This window comes from Streptomyces sp. NPDC041124 (genome assembly GCF_055592385.1).
Genome location: NZ_JBVIYR010000002.1, coordinates 792,192 through 815,207, shown reverse-complemented (window position 1 = coordinate 815,207; position 23,016 = coordinate 792,192). Strand labels below are relative to the sequence as shown.

The following is a 23,016-nucleotide window of genomic DNA, read 5'->3' as shown; positions in this document are numbered from 1 at the left end:
CTCCTACCACAACCCCTTTCCCACTCCCCCGGGAAGGTCCCCCAGCCGAACGATGCTCGGGTAGGGCCTTCCGTGCGCCCCCCCCCCCCGGAGCCACCCCGCCCCCTTTCGGACTGTTCGCAACCGGCGGTCTTTCCGACCGTTCCTGACCGCGCACCGCGCACTGTTCACACCCCCGGCGGCCCACTTTCGGTAACTCCTTGCTCATGGGCGGGGTCTGTCTGTCACCCTGTCGGCAGCGATCGAGGTTGTATTCGTACGAACTGCCCGGGGAGCTGCCCATGCGGGCCATTCCGACCCAGCGGGAGACCGCCTCGCGCGCCTCCGGCCCGCGGGGGTGCGCGCGGGTGGAGGCGACCCTGTCCGGGAGTCCCCTCGCGCCCGGTTCCGCGCGGGCGCTGCTGCGCAAGACGCTCACCGAGTGGGCCGAACTCGCCCTGCCCGGCGCGGAGCACCTCACCGGCCGCGTCGGTGACGACGCCACGCTCGTCGCCAGCGAACTGGTCACCAACGCCGTCGTGCACGCCGGCACCGAGGTGCGGCTGACGTACCGGCTGGAGCCGGAGGCCGGCGCCCTGGTCATCGAGGTCACCGACCACCACCCCTCCCGCGCCCCGCGCGACGGCGAGCCGGAACCGCCGTCGGCACGGGACGCCCCCGAGTACGGGCGCGGCCTGCGCCTGGTCGCCGCGCTCTGCGAGTCCTGGGGCATCACCTACCGCCCGGGCACGAAGACCGTGTGGGCGCGGCTGCCCGCCGACCCGGAGTGCGCCGCCGGCGAGCGGACCGACCCGTACGCGGGTGAGCACCCGTACCCGGGGGAGCACGCGCACGTGCACGACCTCAGGGTCGCGGAGACCCTCGCCCCCGACGCCCTGGACCCGTTCGCCGCCCGGCCCGCCCCCGGCCACCGGGAGGGGCCGGGCGGCCGTGACACCTGGCTGGCGGGCTCGTACGGCGACGACTGGCTCGCCCGCCGCGACGGACGGGACGGCACCTGGCTCGGGCGCGGCGCCCTGTCCTTCCTCGCCGAGGCCTCCGACCTGCTCGCCGGCCAGCTGGACGAGGACCTGGTCGCCTCCCTCACCGGCCAGCTGATCGTGCCGCGGCTGGCCGACTGGTGCGCGGTGTGGCTGGAGGACGAGGCCACCGGGCACGGCGGCTGGAGCGACGGCGCCCGCGCGGCCGGCGGCCCCCGCCTCGCCCGCGTCTGGCACGCCGGCGAGAACCGCATCGAGGCGCTCAGCCACGCCCTGGAACGACACCCGCCCGATCCGGGCGACCCGCTGCGCCCCGGGCCCGTGCGCTACCCGTGGCCGGACGGGGCCGCCCTGGACGACGCTCCGGGCCGCGGAGCCGCCCTCGCCTACCGGCTCGTCGCCGGCGGCCGGCCGCTCGGCACCCTGGTGATCGGACGGGGCGGGATCGACCGGTTCCCCGACGAGGTCACCGGGCTGGTCGAGGACCTCGGGCGACGGGTCGCGCTCGCCATCGGCGCCGCCCGGCAGTACTCACGCCAGGCCACCATCAGCGCCGTGCTCCAGCGCGGACTGCTGCCCGGCGCCGTCGCCGAGATCCCCGGCGTCCGCAGCGCCCTCGTCTACGAACCCTGCGACAAGGGCGGACCGAGCGGCGACTTCTACGACCTCTTCCCGGCCGGCCGGGGCCGCTGGTGCTTCGCCGTCGGCGACGTCCAGGGAAAGGGTCCCGAGGCCGCCGTCGTCATCGGGCTCGCCCGGCCCTGGCTGCGGCTGCTGGCCCGTGAGGGCTACCGCGTCGCCGACGTCCTGGACCGCCTCAACCAGCTCCTCCTCGACGACGCCACGGAGGCCGCCGACGCCGCCGCCCGGGCCCTGGTGGCCGCCGGAGCCCGCCCGACGGTGCCCGGCGACGGCCCCCAGACCCGTTTCCTCTCCCTCCTCTACGGCGAACTCGTCCCCTTCGCGGGCGGCGTCCGCTGCACCCTCGCCTCCGCCGGGCACCCCCTGCCCCTGCTGCTCGACCCCGAGGGCTCCGTCCGTACCGTGGCCCGGCCGCAGACCCTCCTCGGAGTCGTCGAGGACGCCACGTACACCAGCGAGACCTTCGACCTGTACTCCGGCGACACCCTCCTCTGCGTCACCGACGGAGTCACCGAGCGGCGCTCCGGCCCCCACCAGTTCGACGACGGGGACGGACTCGCCACGGCCCTCGCCGGGTGCGCGGGGATGGACGCCGGGCCGATAGCGGAACGGATCACCCGGCTCGTGCACGAGTTCGGGGTCCGTCCGCCCGCCGACGATCTCGCCCTCCTGGTGCTGCAGGCCGAGTGAGGCGGCGGGTGCGGGACAATGGGGCACATGCCTTCCGCACTCCCCGACGGCGAGCCCGTCCCCGCCGACGGCGCGCTGCCCGCGTCCGCGCTCGCCGGGGCCACAGGCCGCCCCCTCGGCTTCTACCTGCACGTCCCGTACTGCGCGACCCGCTGCGGCTACTGCGACTTCAACACCTACACCGCGACCGAGCTGCGCGGCAGCGGCGGAGTGCTGGCCTCCCGCGACAACTACGCCGACACGCTGATCGACGAGGTCCGCCTGGCGCGGAAGGTGCTGGGTGACGACCCGCGCGAGGTCCGCACGGTGTTCGTCGGGGGCGGTACGCCGACGCTGCTGGCCGCCGGCGACCTCGTACGCATGCTGGGGGCGGTCCGGGAGGAGTTCGGGCTGGCGGCGGACGCCGAGGTGACCACGGAGGCGAACCCGGAGTCGGTCGACCCGGCGTACCTCGCGGTGCTGCGGGAGGGCGGCTTCAACCGGATCTCCTTCGGCATGCAGAGCGCCCGCCAGCACGTGCTGAAGGTCCTCGACCGCACGCACACCCCCGGCCGCCCCGAGCGTTGCGTCGCGGAGGCCCGCGCGGCCGGTTTCGAGCACGTCAACCTCGACCTGATCTACGGCACGCCGGGGGAGTCCGACGACGACTGGCGGGCTTCCCTGGAGGCGGCGATCGGCGCCGGCCCCGACCACGTCTCGGCGTACGCGCTGATCGTCGAGGAGGGCACGCAGCTCGCCCGCCGCATCCGGCGCGGCGAGGTGCCGATGACCGACGACGACGTCCACGCGGACCGGTACCTGATCGCCGAGGAGATGCTGTCGGGGGCGGGCTTCGACTGGTACGAGGTGTCCAACTGGGCGACCTCCGGGGCGGGACGCTGCCTGCACAACGAGCTGTACTGGCGCGGGGCCGACTGGTGGGGCGCGGGGCCCGGCGCCCACTCGCACGTGGGCGGGGTGCGGTGGTGGAACGTCAAGCACCCGGGTGCGTACGCGGCGGCGCTGGCGCGGGGGCGGTCGCCGGGGGCGGGGCGTGAGGTCCTGTCGGACGAGGACCGGCGGGTGGAGCGGATCCTTCTCGAGCTGCGGCTGGAGGAGGGGGTTCCGCTCTCCCTCCTCCGTGCGGAGGGCCGTGCGGCTGCGGGCCGGGCCCTGACGGACGGGCTCCTTCAGCGGGGCCCCTACGACGAGGGCCGCGCGGTCCTCACCCTGCGCGGGAGGCTGCTCGCGGACGCGGTGGTGCGGGACCTGGTCGACTGACCTGCTCTCGCCCCCGCCGCCCCTTCCCGTCCCGAACCTGGGGCTCCGCCCCAGACCCCGCTCCTCAAACGCCGGAGGGGCTGAATCAGCCCCTCCGGCGTTTGAGGAGCGGGGGTCCGGGGGCAGCGCCCCCGGGGGACGGGACTGGGAAGGGGCGGCGGGGGCGGAAAACCGTGCTCGTCAGGACGGTGGGGCCGTGACGAAGTCGATCAGTTCCTCCACGCGGCCCAGCAGCTGCGGCTCCAGGTCCTTGTAGGAGTGCACGGAGCCGAGGATCCGCCGCCACGCCTCCCCGGTGTTCGCCACCCGCCACCCCAGCGCCGCGCACACCCCCGTCTTCCAGTCCTGCCCCCGCGGCACCCGCGGCCACGCCTCGATACCGACCGACGACGGCTTCACGGCCTCCCACACGTCGATGTACGGGTGGCCCACCACCAGCGCGTGCTCACTCGTCACCGCCTCCGCGATGCGCCACTCCTTCGACCCCGGGACCAGGTGGTCGACCAGGACCCCGAGGCGGGCGTCGGGCCCCGGCGCGAAGCCCTCCACGATCGACGGCAGGTCGTCGACCCCTTCCAGGTACTCGACGACCACCCCTTCGATGCGCAGGTCGTCGCCCCACACCTTCTCCACCAGCTCCGCGTCGTGCCGCCCCTCGACGTAGATGCGCCCCGCGCGGGCCACCCGCGCCCGGGCGCCGGGGACGGCCACCGAACCGGACGCCGTACGGGCGGGCCGCCGGGGGCCGGCGGCCGGCCGCACCAGCGTCACCACCCGCCCCTCCAGCAGGAACCCGCGCGGCTCCAGCGGGAACACCCGGTGGGTGCCGAAGCGGTCCTCCAGCGTCACCGTGCCCGCCTCGCAGCGGATCACCGCGCCGCAGAAACCGGTGCCGGGCTCTTCCACCACCAGGCCGGGCTCGGCCGCGACCTCGGGCACGGGCTGCGGTTTCTTCCACGGAGGGGTCAGATCGGCGGAGTACTGGCGCATTCTGACGACGATACGAGGATCGCGCACCCGATGATCAGTCCGACACGCCGACACGGGCCGCCAGGGCGTCGCGCTGCGCCCGCACGAACCCCGCGTCCACGACCGCGCCGTGTCCGGGGACGTACACGGCGTCCTCGCCGCCCAGCGCCAGCAGCCGGTCCAGCGCGGCCGGCCACCGGGACGGCACGGCGTCGGGGCCGGCCTGCGGCTCGCCCGACTCCTCGACCAGGTCCCCGCAGAACACCACCTCCGGGTCACCGGGGACCAGCACCACGAGGTCGTGGGCGGTGTGCCCGGGCCCCACGTTCGCCAGCAGCACCTGCCGGCCGCCGTCCAGGCCCAGGTCGAGCGTCCACTCCCCGGACACCGGGTGCCGAGGCGGGACCAGCGCGTCCGCCGCCTCGGCCGCCGCCCGCGGGTCCAGCCCCCACCGCACCGCGTCCGCGCGCAGCTCCTCCCGCCCCCGCGCCGTCAGCACGGTCTCCATGCCCACCGCCCCGAACACCTCCGCCCCCGCGAACGCGGCCGCCCCGAGGACGTGGTCGAAGTGCGGATGGGTGAGCGCGAGATGCGTCACACGGCGGCCGGTGAGCGCCCGCGCCTCGGCCCGCAACCGCGCGCCCTCGCCCAGACTCGAGCCCGCGTCGACGAGCAGTACGCCGTCCGCCCCCACCACGAGGCCCGCCGTGCAGTCCCATCCCGGCAGCCGGCACCGCCCCACCCCGGGCGCCAGTTGCTCCCATCCCGACTCTTCCCAAGTCACGGTCATGACGGGACGCTATCGGGGACGACGCCGCCCGGCGCGACGGCGCGGGACCGGCCTTGCCCGGGGTGTACCCCCCGGCCGTACACTGGGCCGGGGAAGTCTGGCACTCGCGTGCGAAGAGTGCCAGAGCCGTTACCGGGCGGAAGGCTACTGGAGGTGCGCGATGCTCAGTGAACGCAGACTCCAGGTGCTGCGCGCCATCGTCCAGGACTACGTGGGCACCGAGGAGCCCGTCGGCTCCAAGGCGCTCACCGAGCGGCACAACCTCGGCGTCTCCCCGGCCACCGTGCGCAACGACATGGCGGCCCTGGAGGACGAGGGCTTCATCGCCCAGCCGCACACCAGCGCCGGGCGCATCCCCACCGACAAGGGCTACCGGCTGTTCGTCGACAAGCTCGCCGGTGTGAAGCCGATGACCGCCCCCGAGCGGCGCGCCATCCAGAACTTCCTCGAGGGCGCCGTCGACCTCGACGACGTGGTGGCCAGGACCGTACGGCTGCTCGCGCAGCTCACCCGGCAGGTCGCCGTCGTGCAGTACCCGTCGCTGACCCGCTCGACGGTGCGGCACGTGGAACTGCTGTCGCTGGCGCCCGCGCGGCTGATGCTGGTGCTGATCACGGACACCGGCCGGGTCGAGCAGCGCATGGTCGACTGCCCGGCGCCGTTCGGTGAGACGTCCCTCGCGGACCTGCGGGCGCGGCTCAACAGCCGGGTCGCGGGCCGCCGGTTCACGGATGTGCCGAGTCTGGTGGAAGACCTGCCGGAGGCCTTCGAGGCCGAGGACCGCGGTACGGTCTCGACGGTGCTCTCCACTCTCCTGGAGACGCTCGTCGAGGAGAACGAGGAGCGGCTGATGATCGGCGGAACCGCCAATCTCACCCGTTTCGGACATGACTTCCCCCTGGTGATCCGGCCCGTCCTGGAGGCGCTCGAGGAGCAGGTCGTGCTCCTCAAGCTGCTCGGCGAGGCGAAGGATCCGGGCGTGACCGTCCGTATCGGTCACGAGAACGCCCACGAAGGACTCAACTCCACGTCCGTCGTGTCGGTCGGCTACGGTTCGGGCGGCGAGACTGTCGCCAAGCTCGGTGTGGTCGGCCCGACCCGCATGGATTACCCCGGAACGATGGGAGCGGTACGCGCAGTGGCACGGTACGTCGGACAGATCCTGGCGGAGTCGTAGTGGCCACGGACTACTACGCCGTACTCGGCGTGCGCCGCGACGCGTCGCAGGAGGAGATCAAGAAGGCCTTCCGGCGGCTCGCCCGCGAGCTGCATCCGGACGTCAACCCCGATCCGAAGACCCAGGAGCGGTTCAAGGAGATCAACGCCGCCTACGAGGTGCTGTCGGACCCGCAGAAGAAGCAGGTCTACGACCTCGGCGGCGACCCGCTCTCGGGGGCCGGCGGTGGCGGCGCGGGCGGCTTCGGGGCCGGCGGCTTCGGCAACTTCTCCGACATCATGGACGCGTTCTTCGGCACGGCGTCGCAGCGCGGACCGCGCTCGCGCACCCGCCGGGGCCAGGACGCGATGATCCGCATCGAGGTCGAGCTCGACGAGGCCGCGTTCGGCACGACCAAGGACATCCAGGTCGACACGGCGATCGTCTGCACCACCTGCAGCGGTGAGGGCGCGGCCCCGGGCACCACCGCGCAGACCTGTGACATGTGCCGCGGCCGCGGTGAGGTCTCGCAGGTCACCCGGTCCTTCCTGGGCCAGGTCATGACGTCCCGCCCCTGCCCGCAGTGCCAGGGCTTCGGCACCGTGGTCCCGACCCCGTGCCCGGAGTGCGCGGGCGACGGCAGGGTCCGCTCCCGGCGCACCCTCACCGTCAAGATCCCGGCCGGTGTCGACAACGGCACCCGGATCCAGCTGGCGGGCGAGGGCGAGGTCGGCCCCGGCGGCGGCCCCGCCGGCGACCTGTACGTCGAGATCAACGAGCTCCCGCACGCGCAGTTCCAGCGGCGCGGCGACGACCTGCACTGCACGGTCACCCTCCCGATGACCGCGGCGGCCCTCGGCACCAAGGTGCCGCTGGAGACGCTGGACGGCATGGAGGAGGTCGACATCCGGCCCGGCACCCAGTCCGGGCAGTCGATCCCGCTCCACGGCCGGGGCGTCACCCACCTGCGCGGCGGCGGGCGGGGCGACCTCATCGTCCACGTCGAGGTCCAGACCCCGACCAAGCTCGACCCCGAGCAGGAGCGTCTGCTGCGGGAGCTGGCCAAACTCCGCGGCGAGGAACGGCCCCAGGGCCAGTTCCAGCCGGGGCAGCAGGGGCTGTTCTCGCGGCTCAAGGACGCGTTCAACGGGCGCTGAGGAGCGCCTTCCGCGGGAGCCGGCACCCCTTCGGCGGGAGCCGGCACCCCGCCCCCCGCCCCGGCGAAAAGTGGCTTATGCCAAGGGGAAGGGCGGATTCGGAGTCGGTCGGGGGACGTGACACCATGCGGTCATGTCCTCCGTACCCACCGATCTCTTCCCGCACCCGATCGTGCAGGCGCCGATGGCGGGCGGTGTCGCCGTTCCTCCGCTGGCCGCCGCCGTGTCCGAGGCGGGCGGACTCGGTTTCCTGGCCGCCGGGTACAAGACCGCGGACGGGATGTACCAGGAGATCAAGCAACTGCGGGGACTGACGTCCAAGCCGTTCGGCGTGAACCTCTTCCTGCCCCAGCCGGAGACGCCCGACCCCGCCGCCGTCGGTGTCTACGCCCACCAGCTGGCCGGTGAGGCCTCCTGGTACGCCACGGAGCTCGGCGACCACGACAGCGGCCGCGACGACGGCTACGAAGCCAAGCTCGCCGTGCTGCTGGACAACCCGGTACCGGTCGTGTCGTTCCACTTCGGCGTGCCGAGCCGCGAGGTACTGGACGCCCTGCGCCGGGCCGGCACCTTCACCCTGGTCACCGCCACGACGGCGGACGAGGCCAGGGCCGTGGAGCGGGCCGGCGCGGACGCGGTGATCGCCCAGGGCGTCGAGGCCGGCGGCCACCAGGGCACCCACCAGGACGACCCGGAGGCGGACGGCTCCGGAGTCGGACTGCTGTCCCTCGTCGCCCAGGTACGCGAAGCGGTCGGCATCCCCGTCGTCGCCGCCGGCGGCATCATGCGCGGCGGTCAGATCGCCGCCGTCCTCGCGGCCGGCGCCGCCGCGGCACAGCTCGGCACGGCCTTCGTCGCCGCCCACGAGTCCGGCGCGCACGCCGTGCACAAGCAGGCCCTCACCAGCCCCCTGTACGTCCGCACCGAGCTGACCCGGGCCTTCTCCGGCCGACCGGCCCGCGCCCTGGTCAACCGCTTCCTGCGCGAGCACGGCCCGTACGCGCCCGCCGCCTACCCGGACGTGCACCATCTCACCGCGCCGCTGCGCAAGGCCGCCGCGAAGACCGGTGACGCGCAGGGCATGGCGTTGTGGGCGGGGCAGGGCCACCGGATGGCCCGCGAGCTGCCCGCCGGGCGGCTGGTGGAGGTGCTGGCCGCCGAACTCGCCTCCGCCCGGACAGCGTTGTCGGCGGGAGGTGCCCGATGACCGCGCCGGTGTTCGTCGTCGACCGGTTCGACACGGACTCGGGTGACCGCCGCTACGTGCTCGACGGGCCCGAGGGGCGGCACGCCGTCTCCGTGAAGCGGCTGCGCTCCGGTGAGGGCGTCGTCCTCACCGACGGGGCCGGCCGCTGGGCCGAGGGCGAGGTGGAGGCCACCGAGGGCAAGGACCGGCTGATCGTGCGGCTCGGCCGGCTCGTGGAGGAGCCCGAGGAGTCCCCCCGGCTGACGGTGGTCCAGGCCCTGCCCAAGGGGGACCGCGGAGAGGTGGCCGTGGAGACGATGACCGAGGTCGGCGTCGACGCGATCGTGCCGTGGGCGGCTTCCCGGTGCATCACGCAGTGGAAGGGCGAGCGGGGCCTGAAGGCCCTCGGCAAGTGGCGGGCGACGGCCAGGGAGGCGGGGAAGCAGTCCCGCCGGGTGCGCTTCCCCGGCGTCGCGGACGCGGCGACGAGCAAGCAGGTTGCGTCACTTCTCGCCGAAGCGGAGTTCGCGGCCGTGCTGCACGAGAGCGGTACGGAGGCGCTCGCGACCGCCGAACTGCCCGCGTCCGGTGACATCGTGCTGGTCGTCGGGCCCGAAGGCGGGGTGTCGCCCGAGGAGTTGGCGCTCTTCGCGCGGGTCGGCGCGAAGCCCTACCGGCTGGGCCGCAGTGTCCTGCGTACCTCCACCGCCGGCACGGCCGCCGCGGCGCTGTTGCTCGGGCGCACCGGCCGCTGGTCCTGACCGGGGTCCCCCGCCCCCGCCGCCCCTTCCCGTCCCTGGGGGCTTCGCCCCCAGACCCCCTTTCGGCCCTGAACGGGCCTCGGCCTCACACGCCGGACGGGCTGACCGGCCCTCCGGTGTCCGAAGGGCCGGGGGCGCGAGGAGTATGTGGCCGTATGCGCTCTACCGTCCCACCGGTGGCGGTGGCAGGCTGCCGTGCATGGGGGCGTTCAAGAGGTTTCCGCGCATCGCACTCGCCGTGGGCTTCGCCGTGGCCGCCGTCGGCGGGCTCACCGCCTGCGAGGGCGGCGGCGGACTCGGCTCCGCGGCCGTCGCGTTCACGACCGACCAGGCCGTGACCGACGAGCTCAACCGCAGGAAGGCCGACGTCCGTTGGCTCACCTGCACCGCGTCCTTCGGGGACCGGAAGGGTTCGACGCCGTCGGCGAAGGAGAACACCGTCGCCACCGTCGACTGCGAGGGCGAGACCCAGGACGGCAAGGAGATCACCGTCACCGGCAGGATCACCCACGCCGTCAACGGCGCCTGCGTACGCGGGAACATCACCGCGAAGGTGGACGGGAAGCAGGTGTTCCGCGTCGACGGCCTGGGTGACTGCGATGACAAGAGCCCGCCCCGCGTGGGCGAACCGACCGGCCGCGGGCCGGACCCGACCGTCACGGTGACCGTCACGACCACCGTGTGGTGCGACCAGTACCCGTCCTGTCGCCCCGTCGAGGGCAAGTGATCGGAACCCCTGTCCAGGAGCGCCCCGGCCTGCATAGGGTGATCGGGTGACACAGTCCGCATCGGTCGCATCCGCCGCTTACCTCCGGTTCCCGCATCTGCACGGCGAGTTGGTCGCCTTCACCGCCGAGGACGACGTGTGGCTCGCCCCGCTCGACGGAGGCCGCGCCTGGCGGGTCAGCGCCGACAACGTGCCGGTGAACCATCCGCGCATCTCGCCCGACGGCACCACCGTCGCCTGGACCTCCACCCGCGACGGCGCACCCGAGGTGCACGTCGCGCCCGTGGACGGAGGACGCGCCCGCCGCCTGACCCACTGGGGCAACGCCAGGACCCAGGTGCGCGGCTGGACCCCCGACGGCCGGGTCCTCGCGGTCAGCGCCCACGGCCAGGCCGGCCTGCGCCGCAGCTGGGCCCGCGCCGTCCCTCTCGACGGCGGCCCGGCCGCCACCCTGCCGTACGGGCCCGTCGGCGACGTCGCCCGGGGCCCGCACACCGTGCTGCTGTCCGCGCCGATGGGCCGCGAGGCCGCCTGGTGGAAGCGCTACCGGGGCGGCACCGCGGGCAAGTTGTGGATCGACCGCGAGGGCGACGGCGAGTTCGTCCGGCTGCACGAGGACCTCGACGGGAACATCGAGTACCCGGTGTGGGCGGGGGACCGTGTCGCGTTCCTCTCCGACCACGAGGGCACCGGCGCCCTGTACTCCTCCCTGGCCGACGGCTCGGACCTCAGGCGCCACACGCCCCTCGACGGTTTCTACGCCCGGCACGCCGCCACCGACGGCACCCGGGTCGTCTACTCCAGCGCCGGTGAGCTGTGGATCCTGGACGACCTGGACGGGGCCGAGCCGCGCCGGCTCCAGCTCGGGCCCGGCGGACAGCGCGTGGACCTCCAGCCGTTCCCGGTGAACGCGGCCCGCTGGTTCGGCTCCGCCTCCCCCGACCACACCGCGCGCGGCAGCGCCGTCTGCGTGCGCGGCACCGTCCACTGGGTCACCCACCGCTCCGGTCCCGCCCGCGCGCTCGCCGCGACACCGGGCGTACGGGCCCGCCGCCCGCGCACGTTCCGCGCCGACGGCGAGGAATGGGTGGTGTGGGTGACCGACGCCGAGGGCGAAGACGCCCTGGAGTTCGCCCCCGCCACCGGTCTCGCCCCCGGTGCCACCCCCCGCCGCATCGCCGCCGGACAGCTGGGCCGGGTCGTGGAGCTGGCCATGGCGCCCGACGGCAGCCGTGCCGCGGTCGCCTCGCACGACGGCCGCCTCCTCCTCGTCGAGCGCGAGACCGGCGAGGTCCGCGAGGTCGACCGCAGCGAGGACGGCGACGTCTCCGGGCTCGTCTTCTCACCCGACTCCGCCTGGCTCGCCTGGTCCCACCCCGGCCCGCGCCCGCTCAGCCAGCTCCGCCTCGCCAACACCACCGACCTGTCGGTCACCGAGGCGACCCCGCTGCGCTTCCAGGACTACGCGCCGGCCTTCACCCTCGACGGCAAGCACCTGGCGTTCCTGTCGAGCCGCTCCTTCGACCCGGTCTACGACGAGCACGTCTTCGACCTGGCCTTCGTCGAGGGCGTACGGCCGTACCTGATCACCCTCGCGGCGACCACCCCGTCGCCGTTCGGGCCGCAGCGGCACGGCCGGCCCTTCGAGACACCGGACCGGGACGAGACGCCCGACAGCGAGGGCACCCCCGCCACCCGCATCGACCTCGACGGTCTCGCCGACCGCATCGTGCCGTTCCCGGTCGAGGCCGCCCGCTACACCGGCCTGTGCGCCGCCAAGGACGGGGTGCTGTGGCTGCGGCACCCGGTACGGGGCGTGCTCGGCGCGTCCCGGGCGACGCCCGACGACCCGGACCCCAAGACCGAACTGGAGCGCTACGACCTCGCCCAGCAGCGCCTGGAGCACCTGGCCGTGGACGCCGACCACTTCGAGGTCAGCGGCGACGGCAAGCGGGTGCTGCTGTGGACCGACGGGCGGCTGAAGGTCGTCCCCAGCGACCGGCGTGCCTCCGGGGACGACGACAGTGACACCAACATCACCGTCGACCTCGGGCGGGTCCGCCAGTTCGTCGATCCGGCCGTCGAATGGCGGCAGATGTTCGACGAGAACGGCCGCATCATGCGGGACAACTTCTGGCGCCCCGACATGAACGGTGTGGACTGGGACGGCGTGCTCGACCGGTACCGGCCGGTGCTCGACCGGCTGGCCACGCACGACGACCTGGTCGACCTGCTGTGGGAGGTGCACGGGGAGCTCGGCACCTCGCACGCGTACGTCACTCCGAGCGGCGGGTACGGCGGCGGGGCGCGGCAGGGGCTGCTCGGTGCGGACATCTCCCGTCACGAGGACGGCAGCTGGCGGGTGGACCGGATCCTGCCCGCGGAGACCTCCGACCCTCAGGCCCGCTCGCCGCTCGCCGCGCCGGGCGTCGCCGTACGGGCCGGGGACGCGATCGTCGCCGTCGCCGGGCAGCCGGTCGATCCGGTGACCGGGCCCGCGCCGCTGCTGGTGGGGACGGCCGGCAAGCCCGTGGAGCTGACCGTGTCGCCCGCGGGCGGTGGCGAGCCGCGGCACGCGGTCGTCGTACCGCTCGCCGACGAGGAGCCGCTGCGCTACCACGCCTGGGTCGCCGACCGGCGGGCGTACGTGCTGGAGAAGTCCGGCGGACGGCTGGGGTACATCCACGTGCCGGACATGCAGGCGCCCGGGTGGGCGCAGATCCACCGGGACCTGCGGGTGGAGGTGCTGCGCGAGGGGCTGATCGTCGACGTGCGGGAGAACCGGGGCGGGCACACCTCGCAGCTGGTGGTGGAGAAGCTCGCCCGGCGGATCGTGGGATGGGACCTGCCGCGGGGGATGCGGGCGGAGAGCTATCCGCGGGACGCGCCCCGGGGGCCGGTGGTGGCGGTCGCCAACGAGTTCTCCGGGTCCGACGGGGACATCGTGAACGCGGCGATCCGGGCGCTGGGTATCGGACCGGTGGTCGGTACCCGCACGTGGGGCGGCGTGATCGGCATCGACAGCCGCTACCGGCTGGTCGACGGGACGTCGGTGACCCAGCCCAAGTACGCCTTCTGGCTGGAGGGGTACGGGTGGGGGGTGGAGAACCACGGGGTGGACCCCGACGTGGAGGTGGTGCAGCGGCCGCAGGACCACGCGGCGGGGCGGGACCCGCAGCTGGACGAGGCGGTGCGGCTGGCCCTGGAGGCGCTGGAGTCGACGCCGGCGAAGGTCCCGCCCGCGTTGCCGTGAGACGGGACGGGGCAGGAGTGACGGCGGGGGCGCGGGCGTGGATACCATGCCCGGGTAGGTGATCGTCACGTCGAGGAGGGCGTATGGCTGGGGAGCCTCAGGACGACTGTCTGTTCTGCAAGATCATTGACGGGAGCGTTCCCGCGACGATCGTGCGCGAGACGGACACGACCGTCGCGTTCCGGGACATCAACCCCCAGGCGCCCACGCACGTCCTGGTGATCCCGAAGGCGCACCACAGGGACGCCGCCGCCCTCGCCGCCGAGGCGCCCGGGCTCGCCGCCGACGTGCTGCGCGAGACGCAGGCCGTCGCGGACGAGGAGAAGCTGGAGAGCTACCGCATCGTCTTCAACACCGGCGGCGGCGCCGGACAGACCGTCTGGCACGCGCACGCCCACGTCCTGGGCGGCCGCGGCCTCGCCTGGCCCCCCGGATAGGCAGCCTTGTCCGTACGCGAACTGGTGGTGCTCGGCACCGCGAGCCAGGTCCCCACCCGCCACCGCAACCACAACGGCTACCTGCTGCGCTGGGACGGCGAGGGCATCCTGTTCGACCCCGGCGAGGGCACGCAGCGCCAGATGCTGCGCGCCGGGGTCGCCGCCCACGACCTGAACCGGATCTGCGTCACCCACTTCCACGGTGACCACTGCCTCGGCCTCGCCGGAGTGATCCAGCGGGTCAACCTCGACAAGGTGCCGCACGAGGTCACCGCCCACTACCCGCGCTCCGGGCAGCGTTTCTTCGAGCGCCTGCGGTACGCCACCGCCTACCGGGAGACCGTCGCCCTCACCGAGGCCCCCGTCGACGCCGACGGCCCCCTCGCCCGCACCCCCGGCTACACGCTGGAGGCGCGCAGGCTGTCCCACCCCGTCGAGGCGTACGGGTACCGGCTGGTCGAGCCCGACGGCCGGCGCATGCTGCCCGGCCGGCTGGCCGCGCACGGCATCAAGGGGCCGGACGTCGGCCGTCTCCAGCGCGAGGGCTCGCTGGGCGGGGTCACGCTGGCGGAGGTCAGCGAGGTGCGGCGCGGGCAGCGGTTCGCGTTCGTCATGGACACCCGGCTCTGCGACGGGGTGTACGCGCTCGCCGAGGGCTGCGACATGCTCGTCATCGAGTCGACGTTCCTCGACGAGGACGAGGCCCTCGCCGTCGAGTTCGGCCACCTGACCGCCGGGCAGGCGGCCCGGGTGGCGCGGGAGGCGGGCGTGCGGCACCTCGTCCTCACCCACTTCAGCCAGCGCTACACCGACCCGGAGGAGTTCGAGCGGCAGGCGCGGGCGGCCGGGTACGAGGGCGAGCTCACCGTGGCACGCGATCTTGACCGGGTGGCACTTCCGAAGCGTCGGTGACACGGCCGTACGATTGATTGATGCCCGTACCGAAAGCCGAACTTCACCTTCACATCGAAGGCACGCTGGAACCCGAGCTCGCCTTCGCCCTCGCCGCGCGCAACGGCCTCGAGCTGCCCTACGCCGACACCGACGCGCTCCGCGAGGCGTACCGCTTCCAGGACCTGCAGTCCTTCCTGAACCTGTACTACGCGCTCATGGCGGTGCTGCGCACCGAGCGGGACTTCGAGGACCTCGCCGACGCCTACCTGGCCCGCGCCGCCGCGCAGGGCGTGCGGCACGCGGAGATCTTCTTCGACCCGCAGGCGCACCTGGTGCGCGGGGTCGGCATGGAGACGGTGGTCGAGGGGCTGTGGCGGGCGCTGGGCAGGAGCGAGGAGACGCACGGGGTCTCCACCCGGCTGATCCTGTGCTTCCTGCGGGACGAGTCCGCGGAGTCGGCCCTGGCCACCCTGGACGCCGCGAAGCCGTACCTGGACCGGATCACCGGTGTCGGGCTCGACTCGGCCGAGGTCGGGCACCCGCCGGTGAAGTTCCGCGAGGTGTACGAGGCCGCCGCCGCGCTGGGGCTGCGGCGTGTGGCGCACGCCGGTGAGGAGGGCCCGCCGGAGTACATCACCGAGGCGCTGGACGTCCTCGGCGTGGAGCGGGTCGACCACGGACTGCGGTGCGTGGAGGACCCGGCGCTGGTGGAGCGGCTGGTGCGCGAGCGGGTCCCGCTGACGCTCTGCCCGCTGTCCAACGTCCGGCTGCGCACGGTCGACACCCTCGCCGACCACCCGCTGCCCGCGATGCTCGACGCGGGGCTGATGTGCACGCTCAACTCCGACGACCCGGCGTACTTCGGCGGGTACGCGGGCGACACCTTCGACGCGGTGCGCGAGACGCTGGGGCTGTCCCCTGAGCGCCTGCGCGAACTGGCCCGCAACTCCTTCCTCGCCTCCTTCCTTGAGGACGACGAGGAGCTGCGGGCGCGGTACCTCGCCGAGGTGGAGGCGTACGACTTCGGCTGACGTCCCGGCGTCCGCGCGGGGGACCGTGCCCCGGGGCGGGCCGGGGGTGCGCGACGGTCACCCCGTGAGGGCGGGGCCGTACCCCCGGACGGACCGCGGCGCCCCCGCGGGTGGCTCAGTCGGCCCCGGGTGCCCGTGTCGCCGCCGCCGTGTCGTAGGCGCGCTGCGCCGGGGCGGGGGTGCCGTCCAGGGGGATCTCCACCACCGGCTGTTCCGGGGCGCCGACCTGCGGCACGGCGGGCGAGGGGGTGCCGGTCGCGGCGGCGACCAGGGCCGCCGGGTGCCCGCCCCGGCGGCGGACCGCGCCAGGCAGCAGCGGACGTCCGCCGGTGTGCAGCGCGACCGCCGTCATCGGCAGCGCGACGAGCAGCAGACCGACCGCCAGCACGGCGCCCATCACCGGGAACCCGGCCTGCGCGGACAGCACGCTGCCGGTCAGCGGGCCCGCCGCGGTGCCGAGCGCGGACGCCGAGCCGACCAGCACGGCCCAGCGACCGCGCGGGTCCAGCGAGGCGGCGAGACCGATCAGGTACGACAGCACCACCGGGTAGATCGTGTTCCAGGCGATCTCGCCCGCCGCGAAGCTGCCCAGCCCGGTCGCCGAGGCGCTGAGCGCGATGCAGCCCGCGATGACGACGGTGCCGCCGCCGATGGGCAGCGCGCGACCGAGCCGCGAGCCGAGCGCGCCCGCGCCGAGGACGCCCAGCAGGCCGGCGCCGAGCGCCACCGCGAAGACGACACCCACGGTGGGTTCGGACAGGTGCGCCTGGCTGACCCCGATGCGTCCGCTGACGCCCCACAGGGCGTTCTGCGCGAGCGACCACAGCAGCATGGCGCCGGCCAGGACCAGTCCCGAACGCCGGTGCGGCAGGCGGGAGGCGGCCGGATCGGGTCCGGTGGGGCGGTGGCCGGAGGTGCCGGTGGGCAGCCGGGCGGTCAGCGGCCACACGGCCAGCGCGGTGAGGGCGATGGCGGCGAGGGTGAGTCCGTGGCCCGGCAGGTGGGGCACCGTCAGGTACACCAGGCCCGCGAGTGCGGAGACGCTGAGCAGGCCGAGCGTGGAGGCCCGGTGCGGGTCCCGTTCGGCGGCGATCCGGGTGGCGGCGACCGTGGTGGCCGTACCGGAGCCGAAGCCGCCGACCACCGCGCCGGCGACGACGGCCGGTACGGCGTCGGTGAGGGTGGCCCCGCCGTAGCCGACGACGGCGAGGACGAGACCCAGCCGGGCCAGGGCCCGCGCCCCCACGCGTTCCACGCGGGAGGCCAGCAGGAATCCGGCGGTGGCGGAGCTCAGCAGCAGCGCGCTGCCGACGGCCCCGGCCTGGGTGGCGGAGAGGTCGAGCCCGCGTTCCAGCCGGCCGACGGTGGTCGGCAGCAGGTAGGGGGCGAGGTACCCGGCCGTAAAAAGGGCGACGAGGGGCCAGGGAGTGGTGCGAGGGGCGAACACGGGCGATCCCAGGGCATGCGGAAGGGACGGTGCGTAAAGCAGGGAAGGGGAGCGACGACCGTCGACCGACAGGAGCGCGCGGGCAATTTGTATCAAGCCGGGGGAGGGCAACGGGAGGACGCCCGATGTGATCTGCGTCACTTAAGGGTTTGATGCCTTCGAAGGGCGGGTACCAGAGTGCGCCCTCACCGTCGAAAAGCCCCGTCACCTGCGGTGACCCCGGCCTCGGTCTCCGGCCGGATCCACCGCCTCGGGTGGCGGTCATGCCCGTGCTCCGCCGGTGGCCGAGCTGTCCGTGGCGCCTACAGGTAAGTGTGCGGCACGCCCGTTCCGGAGCGTCGGCCGACTCCCGGGTGCCCCGGGAGCGGCCGGCCTTCCTCCGCGGGCGGTGGCTCGATGACGACGGCTCGCTGCGGGACCGCGACGACGCGGCGGCGATGCGGGTCCGGCCCGGACCGGGCCACCCCGTCCATGCCGCGCTGGTGACCCGGTGATCCGCCCGGGGGCGCGCCGGGAGTGACGGCCGTCACGTTGTCGGTGGTGTGGTGCACACTGGCCTGATCCGCACCATGTCAGGGAGCGCACCGTGATGGCGTCCACCGGGAAGGCACGCGACGAGGGACCCGACCGCCCGTCCCCGCTCGATCCCCTCGCCGCCCTGCGCACACCCCACGACCCGCCCTGGGACGTGTACCTCACCGGCACGGTCTTCCTCGACATCGTCTTCACCGGGCTGGACTCCGCCCCGGTGCGCGGGACCGAGTCCTGGGCGAGGGGGATGGGATCGAGCCCCGGCGGCGTCGCCAACATGGCCACCGCCCTGGCCCGGCTCGGCCTGCGCACCTCCCTCGCGGCGGCCTTCGGCAGCGACCACTACGGCGAATACTGCTGGGACACGCTGGAACAGGGCGAGGGCATCGACCTCTCCCCGTCGCGCACGGTGCCCGGCTGGCACTCGCCGGTCACCGTCTCCATGGCCTACGAGGGCGAGCGGACGATGGTCTCCCACGGCCACGAACCGCCCCCGGAGGAACCGGCCCCCGACTGCCCGCCGCGCGCCCGCGCGGCCGTCGCCTCCCTCACGCCCGGTCGCGGCGCGCCCTGGATCGCGCAGGCCGCGCGCAAGGGGGCGAGGATCTTCGGCGACGTCGGCTGGGACGACAGCGGGGCCTGGGACCTCGCCCGGCTGACCGACCTGCGGCACTGCGAGGCGTTCCTGCCGAACGCGGACGAGGCCATGCGGTACACCGGCACGGACTGCCCCCGCGCGGCCGCGCGCGCGCTCACCGAGCATGTGCCGGTCGCGGTGGTCACCCTGGGCGCGGAGGGCGCCTACGCGGTGGACCGGCGCACGGGGGAGACGGCTTCGGTGCCGGCCATCGAGGTGGAGGCGCTGGATCCGACGGGGGCGGGGGACGTGTTCGTGGCCGGGTTCGTCACCGGGAGCCTGGCGGGGTGGCCGCTGGCCGACCGGCTCGCCTTCGCCGGGCTCACGGCGGCGCTGTCCGTGCAGGAGTTCGGGGGATCGCTGTCGGCGCCGGGGTGGGCGGAGATCGGGGCGTGGTGGCGCAGGGTGCAGTCGGTCGAGGGGCAGGACCCCTCGGCGCTGCGGCGGTACGCGTTCCTGGCCGACCTGGTGTCGGAGGAACTGGTGCGGCCCTGGCCGCTGCGGCGGGCGGTGCCGACGATCGGTTTCCGCCGGTCGGCCTGACGACCGGGCTCCCACCGCCGTCGCCCGTGAAACGGACGCTAGGCGGTACGAAAAGCCCTACAGGCTTGTCAGTCCTCCGTCGTACCCTGGGAGTCGCGAGGCCGCCCTCCGGTGCGCGGCCGTGACGAGGAGGATCCGCAGGCCTTCAGAGCCGGCCCATGACGCACACACCCACAGATCGCACCCCCGCGCAGGGACAGGCGAAAGTGCAGTTCACCATCCCCGCCCAGCACCCCATGGTGACGGTGCTGGGGTCCGGGGACTCCCTCCTGCGTGTGATCGAGAAGGCCTTCCCGGGGGCCGACATACATGTCCGGGGCAATGAGATCAGCGCGGTCGGTGACGCGGCGGAGGTCGCCCTCATTTCCCGCGTGTTCGACGAGATGATGCTGGTGCTGCGCACCGGGCAGCCGATGACGGAGGACGCAGTGGAACGCTCGATCGCCATGCTCAAGGCGAGCGAGAACGGGGAGAGCGACGGCCAGGAGACCCCGGCCCAGGTGCTCACGCAGAACATCCTGTCCTCGCGCGGCCGCACGATCCGCCCCAAGACGCTCAACCAGAAGCGCTACGTGGACGCGATCGACAAGCACACCATCGTCTTCGGCATCGGCCCCGCCGGCACCGGCAAGACGTACCTGGCCATGGCCAAGGCGGTGCAGGCCCTGCAGTCCAAGCAGGTCAACCGCATCATCCTGACCCGGCCGGCGGTCGAGGCGGGGGAGCGGCTCGGGTTCCTCCCGGGCACGCTCTACGAGAAGATCGACCCGTACCTGCGTCCGCTCTACGACGCGCTGCACGACATGCTCGACCCCGACTCGATCCCCCGGCTGATGGCGGCCGGGACCATCGAGGTCGCGCCCCTGGCGTACATGCGCGGCCGCACGCTGAACGACGCCTTCATCATTCTCGACGAGGCCCAGAACACCAGCCCCGAGCAGATGAAGATGTTCCTCACCCGCCTCGGCTTCGACTCGAAGATCGTGATCACGGGTGACGTGACGCAGGTCGACCTGCCGGACGGCACCAAGTCCGGGCTGCGGCAGGTGCAGGACATCCTGGAGGGCCTGGACGACGTCCACTTCTCCCGGCTGTCGTCCCAGGATGTCGTCCGGCACAAGCTGGTGGGCCGTATCGTCGACGCGTACGAGCAGTACGACAGCACGCACGGCACTCAGAACGGCACCCACAAGGGCGGTCGCGGCAGGTCCGGGCACAAGGGGAAGTAGACCGAGCACCAGATGTCGATCGACGTCAACAACGAGTCCGGAACCGAGGTCGACGAGCAGGCGATCCTCGACATCGCCCGCTACGCGCTCGCCCGCATGCGCATCCACCCGCTCTCCGAGCTCTCGGTGATCGTCGTGGACGCCGGGGCCATGGAGCAGCTGCACATCCAGTGGATGGACCTGCCCGGGCCGACGGACGTCATGTCGTTCCCGATGGACGAGCTGCGGCCGCCGTCCAAGGACGACGACGAGCCCCCGCAGGGGCTGCTCGGCGACATCGTGCTCTGCCCCGAGGTCGCTGCCCGGCAGGGCCAGGACGCGCCCACGCGGCACACCATGGACGAGGAGCTGCAGCTGCTCACCGTCCACGGTGTGCTGCACCTGCTGGGCTACGACCACGAGGAGGCGGACGAGAAGGCCGAGATGTTCGGCCTCCAGGCGGCCATCGTGGACGGCTGGCGCGCGGAGAAGGGCCTGACCGGCCCGTCCCCCGCCCCGACCGTCTCATGAGTCCGGCACTCGTCCTCGGCGCGATCGCCCTCGTCGTCGTCGCCTGGCTGGCCGCCTCCGCGGAGGCCGGCATCGCGCGCGTCTCCAGCTTCCGCGCCGAGGAAGCCGTACGGTCCGGCCGCCGGGGCAGTGCCAAGCTCGCGCAGATCGCCGCCGACCCCACCCGCTACCTCAACGTGGCGCTGCTGGTCCGCGTCGTCTGCGAGATGGCGGCCGCCTCCCTGATCACCTACGGCTGCCTGCGCGAGTTCGACGGGACGGCCGAGGCGCTGCTGATCGCCATCGCGGTCATGGTCCTGGTCTCCTACGTCGCCGTAGGCGTGTCCCCGCGCACCATCGGCCGCCAGCACCCGCTGAACACCGCCACGGCCGCCGCGTACGTGCTGGTGCCGCTCGCCCGGGTCATGGGTCCGATCCCCTCGCTGCTCATCCTCATCGGCAACGCGCTCACCCCCGGCAAGGGCTTCCGGCGCGGTCCCTTCGCCTCCGAGGCGGAGCTGCGCGCGATGGTCGACCTCGCGGAGAAGGAATCACTGATCGAGGACGAGGAGCGCCGCATGGTGCACTCCGTCTTCGAGCTCGGCGACACGCTCGTGCGTGAGGTGATGGTGCCGCGCACCGACCTGGTGGTCATCGAGCGGTACAAGACGATCCGGCAGGCGCTCACCCTCGCCCTGCGCTCCGGGTTCTCCCGCATCCCGGTGACCGGCGAGAGCGAGGACGACATCGTCGGGATCGTCTACCTCAAGGACCTCGCCCGCAAGACGCACATCAGCCGGGACGCCGAGAGCGAACTGGTGTCGACCGCGATGCGCCCCGCGTTCTTCGTGCCCGACACCAAGAACGCCGGTGACCTGCTGCGCGAGATGCAGAAGGAACGCCGGCACGTGGCCGTCGCCGTCGACGAGTACGGCGGCACCGCGGGCATCGTCACCATCGAGGACATCCTCGAGGAGATCGTCGGCGAGATCACCGACGAGTACGACCGGGAGATCGCGCCGGTCGAGGAGCTGGGGGAGGAGCGCTACCGGGTCACCGCCCGCCTCGACATCACCGACCTCGGTGAGCTGTACGGGCTGGAGGAGTACGACGACGAGGACGTGGAGACCGTCGGCGGTCTGCTCGCCAAGCACCTGGGCAGGGTGCCGATCGCGGGTGCCTCGTCCGTGGTCGACCTGCCCGACGGACGTCGGCTGCGGCTGACCGCGGAGGCGTCGGCCGGACGCCGGAACAAGATCGTGACGGTGCTGGTGGAGCCGGTGGGCCCCGCGGACCCGCCGGGCGAGGAGGAGGACGGGCCGGAGTGACCCCGGAACAGCTGCGCGCCCTGTGCCTGTCCTTCAACGCCGCCGTGGAGGACTTCCCCTTCAACCCCGAGACCTCGGTGTTCAAGGTGCGGGGCAAGCTGTTCGCCCTCACGGCTCTGGACGCGCGGCCTCTCACGGTCAACCTCAAGTGCGACCCGGAGGACGCGATCCGGCTCCGCGCCGAACACCCGGACCTGATCTCCCCCGGCTACCACATGAACAAGCGCCACTGGAACACCGTGACGGTCGACGGAACCCTCCCGGACCGCCTGGTCCGGGAGCTGGTGGAGGACTCGTACGACCTGGTCGTGGCCGGTCTGCCGCGGGCGGAGCGGCTGAAGCTCGACCGAGCGTGACCTGCCCCGGGTGTGCACCCGGCGCACACCGGATTGGCCCGACCGGCCCCTCGCCAATGCCAGGACGTGGCGGCAGAATGTACTCACGGTGCGCTACGACGCCACCGCTCCGGGCCGCCTGCCAGGGAAACTCGGAGCGGAAGCGTCTTCCTACAGCGTCCGCCGCTCTCGGCCCCGACCGCTCAGGTCGGGGCTGACTGCTGTCACACGAACGGGAGAACCCATTCGTCGACGATCTTCTGGATCGCGATGAGGAGGTTGATCAGCGGGAGGGCCAGGGCCACCCGCTCTCCCCATGTGCGCTCGACTCGCTCGGGGCGGCGCTCTCCTCCCTGTTCCTGTCGGTCCGACATCGGCCATCGGCTCCTCTCGGCTCCGTCCGTCGCCGTGTCCCGGCGAGCCGCGAACGGGCTGTGTCAGAAGTGGGACCGGTGGTCTTGACGTGCACTCACGATGTCCGCGGCGCGTTCTGATGGCTGATCAACCCCTTGTGTGCGGCGGGCCGTTCGACAAGCGTTACGCT

General features: G+C 73.5%; 20 protein-coding genes. 16 read left to right on the top strand and 4 right to left on the bottom strand.

Annotation, left to right across the window (positions count from 1 at the left end):
* Nucleotides 1-281: 281 nt before the first annotated feature.
* Entirely contained in the window at nt 282-2,312 is a 2,031-nt protein-coding gene (locus tag ACZ6A9_RS08180) for a SpoIIE family protein phosphatase (RefSeq protein WP_468980609.1), read from the top strand.
* A 27-nt stretch (nt 2,313-2,339) separates the two neighbouring features.
* The gene (gene hemW, locus ACZ6A9_RS08175; protein ID WP_468980604.1) at nt 2,340-3,572 is read left to right on the top strand and encodes a radical SAM family heme chaperone HemW; all 1,233 of its coding nucleotides are present in this window, start codon (nt 2,340-2,342) and stop codon (nt 3,570-3,572) included.
* 180 nt (nt 3,573-3,752) lie between these two features.
* Here the strand turns inward: hemW and ACZ6A9_RS08170 are convergent, their stop codons facing one another.
* Together ACZ6A9_RS08170 and ACZ6A9_RS08165 are read right to left on the bottom strand one after the other, a co-directional pair.
* A complete protein-coding gene (locus ACZ6A9_RS08170) occupies nt 3,753-4,562 on the bottom strand; it encodes a DUF3097 domain-containing protein (RefSeq protein ID WP_468980598.1) in 810 nt (269 codons plus the stop codon).
* Nucleotides 4,563-4,596: 34 nt separating this feature from the next.
* Entirely contained in the window at nt 4,597-5,331 is a 735-nt protein-coding gene (locus tag ACZ6A9_RS08165) for an MBL fold metallo-hydrolase (RefSeq protein WP_468980593.1), read from the bottom strand.
* 160 nt (nt 5,332-5,491) lie between these two features.
* Between ACZ6A9_RS08165 and hrcA the strand changes: the two genes are divergently transcribed.
* The 9 genes from hrcA (at nt 5,492) to ACZ6A9_RS08120 (ending at nt 15,933) form a co-directional block, all read left to right on the top strand.
* Nucleotides 5,492-6,508, top strand: coding sequence for a heat-inducible transcriptional repressor HrcA (gene hrcA / locus ACZ6A9_RS08160; RefSeq protein WP_468980587.1), 1,017 nt, complete (start codon nt 5,492-5,494; stop codon nt 6,506-6,508).
* Complete coding sequence (gene dnaJ, locus ACZ6A9_RS08155; RefSeq protein WP_468980581.1) at nt 6,508-7,644, top strand: molecular chaperone DnaJ; 1,137 nt, start codon at nt 6,508-6,510, stop codon at nt 7,642-7,644. Before hrcA ends, dnaJ begins: the two co-directional genes overlap by 1 nt.
* Nucleotides 7,645-7,777: 133 nt before the next feature.
* Nucleotides 7,778-8,851, top strand: coding sequence for a nitronate monooxygenase (locus ACZ6A9_RS08150; RefSeq protein ID WP_468980577.1), 1,074 nt, complete (start codon nt 7,778-7,780; stop codon nt 8,849-8,851).
* Nucleotides 8,848-9,591: a 16S rRNA (uracil(1498)-N(3))-methyltransferase gene (locus ACZ6A9_RS08145; RefSeq protein WP_468980572.1), complete on the top strand. Its 744-nt coding sequence runs from the start codon at nt 8,848-8,850 to the stop codon at nt 9,589-9,591. Before ACZ6A9_RS08150 ends, ACZ6A9_RS08145 begins: the two co-directional genes overlap by 4 nt.
* A 199-nt stretch (nt 9,592-9,790) precedes the next feature.
* The gene (locus ACZ6A9_RS08140; protein ID WP_468980568.1) at nt 9,791-10,318 is read left to right on the top strand and encodes a hypothetical protein; all 528 of its coding nucleotides are present in this window, start codon (nt 9,791-9,793) and stop codon (nt 10,316-10,318) included.
* Nucleotides 10,319-10,364: 46 nt separating this feature from the next.
* Nucleotides 10,365-13,571, top strand: coding sequence for a S41 family peptidase (locus ACZ6A9_RS08135; RefSeq protein WP_468980563.1), 3,207 nt, complete (start codon nt 10,365-10,367; stop codon nt 13,569-13,571).
* Nucleotides 13,572-13,654: 83 nt separating this feature from the next.
* Complete coding sequence (locus ACZ6A9_RS08130; protein ID WP_468980558.1) at nt 13,655-14,008, top strand: histidine triad nucleotide-binding protein; 354 nt, start codon at nt 13,655-13,657, stop codon at nt 14,006-14,008.
* A gap of 6 nt (nt 14,009-14,014) precedes the next feature.
* Nucleotides 14,015-14,920, top strand: a complete 906-nt coding sequence (locus tag ACZ6A9_RS08125) for a ribonuclease Z (RefSeq protein WP_468980554.1) — start codon at nt 14,015-14,017, stop codon at nt 14,918-14,920.
* A 20-nt stretch (nt 14,921-14,940) separates the two neighbouring features.
* Nucleotides 14,941-15,933 carry an adenosine deaminase gene (locus ACZ6A9_RS08120; protein WP_468980551.1) on the top strand — a complete coding sequence of 331 codons (993 nt, stop codon included), beginning with the start codon at nt 14,941-14,943 and terminating at the stop codon, nt 15,931-15,933.
* A gap of 115 nt (nt 15,934-16,048) precedes the next feature.
* Here ACZ6A9_RS08120 and ACZ6A9_RS08115 read toward each other — a convergent pair whose 3' ends face one another.
* Nucleotides 16,049-17,380, bottom strand: a complete 1,332-nt coding sequence (locus ACZ6A9_RS08115; protein WP_468980543.1) for an MFS transporter — start codon at nt 17,378-17,380, stop codon at nt 16,049-16,051.
* A gap of 589 nt (nt 17,381-17,969) precedes the next feature.
* Here ACZ6A9_RS08115 and ACZ6A9_RS08110 point away from each other — a divergent pair.
* From ACZ6A9_RS08110 to ACZ6A9_RS08090, 5 genes are all read left to right on the top strand, one after another.
* The gene (locus ACZ6A9_RS08110) at nt 17,970-19,091 is read left to right on the top strand and encodes a carbohydrate kinase family protein (RefSeq protein WP_468980536.1); all 1,122 of its coding nucleotides are present in this window, start codon (nt 17,970-17,972) and stop codon (nt 19,089-19,091) included.
* 158 nt (nt 19,092-19,249) lie between these two features.
* A complete protein-coding gene (locus ACZ6A9_RS08105) occupies nt 19,250-20,320 on the top strand; it encodes a PhoH family protein (protein ID WP_468980530.1) in 1,071 nt (356 codons plus the stop codon).
* A 12-nt stretch (nt 20,321-20,332) separates the two neighbouring features.
* Nucleotides 20,333-20,830, top strand: coding sequence for an rRNA maturation RNase YbeY (ybeY, locus tag ACZ6A9_RS08100; RefSeq protein ID WP_228968973.1), 498 nt, complete (start codon nt 20,333-20,335; stop codon nt 20,828-20,830).
* Complete coding sequence (locus ACZ6A9_RS08095) at nt 20,827-22,137, top strand: hemolysin family protein (protein WP_468980518.1); 1,311 nt, start codon at nt 20,827-20,829, stop codon at nt 22,135-22,137. The genes ybeY and ACZ6A9_RS08095 overlap by 4 nt, the downstream gene beginning before the upstream one ends.
* Nucleotides 22,134-22,493: an MmcQ/YjbR family DNA-binding protein gene (locus ACZ6A9_RS08090; RefSeq protein ID WP_468980512.1), complete on the top strand. Its 360-nt coding sequence runs from the start codon at nt 22,134-22,136 to the stop codon at nt 22,491-22,493. The genes ACZ6A9_RS08095 and ACZ6A9_RS08090 overlap by 4 nt, the downstream gene beginning before the upstream one ends.
* Nucleotides 22,494-22,696: 203 nt before the next feature.
* Here the strand turns inward: ACZ6A9_RS08090 and ACZ6A9_RS08085 are convergent, their stop codons facing one another.
* Nucleotides 22,697-22,846, bottom strand: coding sequence for a hypothetical protein (locus ACZ6A9_RS08085; protein WP_228968976.1), 150 nt, complete (start codon nt 22,844-22,846; stop codon nt 22,697-22,699).
* Between the last annotated feature and the right edge of the window lie 170 nt (nt 22,847-23,016).

Excerpts from the sequence above, each read along its gene's own strand:
- ACZ6A9_RS08180 (WP_468980609.1), top strand. The coding sequence starts at position 282 with ATGCGGGCCATTCCGACCCAGCGGGAGACCGCCTCGCGCGCCTCCGGC.
- hemW (WP_468980604.1), top strand. The coding sequence starts at position 2,340 with ATGCCTTCCGCACTCCCCGACGGCGAGCCCGTCCCCGCCGACGGCGCG.
- ACZ6A9_RS08170 (WP_468980598.1), bottom strand. The coding sequence starts at position 4,562 with ATGCGCCAGTACTCCGCCGATCTGACCCCTCCGTGGAAGAAACCGCAG.
- ACZ6A9_RS08165 (WP_468980593.1), bottom strand. The coding sequence starts at position 5,331 with ATGACCGTGACTTGGGAAGAGTCGGGATGGGAGCAACTGGCGCCCGGG.
- hrcA (WP_468980587.1), top strand. The coding sequence starts at position 5,492 with ATGCTCAGTGAACGCAGACTCCAGGTGCTGCGCGCCATCGTCCAGGAC.
- ACZ6A9_RS08150 (WP_468980577.1), top strand. The coding sequence starts at position 7,778 with ATGTCCTCCGTACCCACCGATCTCTTCCCGCACCCGATCGTGCAGGCG.
- ACZ6A9_RS08145 (WP_468980572.1), top strand. The coding sequence starts at position 8,848 with ATGACCGCGCCGGTGTTCGTCGTCGACCGGTTCGACACGGACTCGGGT.
- ACZ6A9_RS08140 (WP_468980568.1), top strand. The coding sequence starts at position 9,791 with ATGGGGGCGTTCAAGAGGTTTCCGCGCATCGCACTCGCCGTGGGCTTC.
- ACZ6A9_RS08130 (WP_468980558.1), top strand. The coding sequence starts at position 13,655 with ATGGCTGGGGAGCCTCAGGACGACTGTCTGTTCTGCAAGATCATTGAC.
- ACZ6A9_RS08120 (WP_468980551.1), top strand. The coding sequence starts at position 14,941 with ATGCCCGTACCGAAAGCCGAACTTCACCTTCACATCGAAGGCACGCTG.
- ACZ6A9_RS08110 (WP_468980536.1), top strand. The coding sequence starts at position 17,970 with ATGGCGTCCACCGGGAAGGCACGCGACGAGGGACCCGACCGCCCGTCC.
- ACZ6A9_RS08105 (WP_468980530.1), top strand. The coding sequence starts at position 19,250 with ATGACGCACACACCCACAGATCGCACCCCCGCGCAGGGACAGGCGAAA.
- ybeY (WP_228968973.1), top strand. The coding sequence starts at position 20,333 with ATGTCGATCGACGTCAACAACGAGTCCGGAACCGAGGTCGACGAGCAG.
- ACZ6A9_RS08095 (WP_468980518.1), top strand. The coding sequence starts at position 20,827 with ATGAGTCCGGCACTCGTCCTCGGCGCGATCGCCCTCGTCGTCGTCGCC.
- ACZ6A9_RS08085 (WP_228968976.1), bottom strand. The coding sequence starts at position 22,846 with ATGTCGGACCGACAGGAACAGGGAGGAGAGCGCCGCCCCGAGCGAGTC.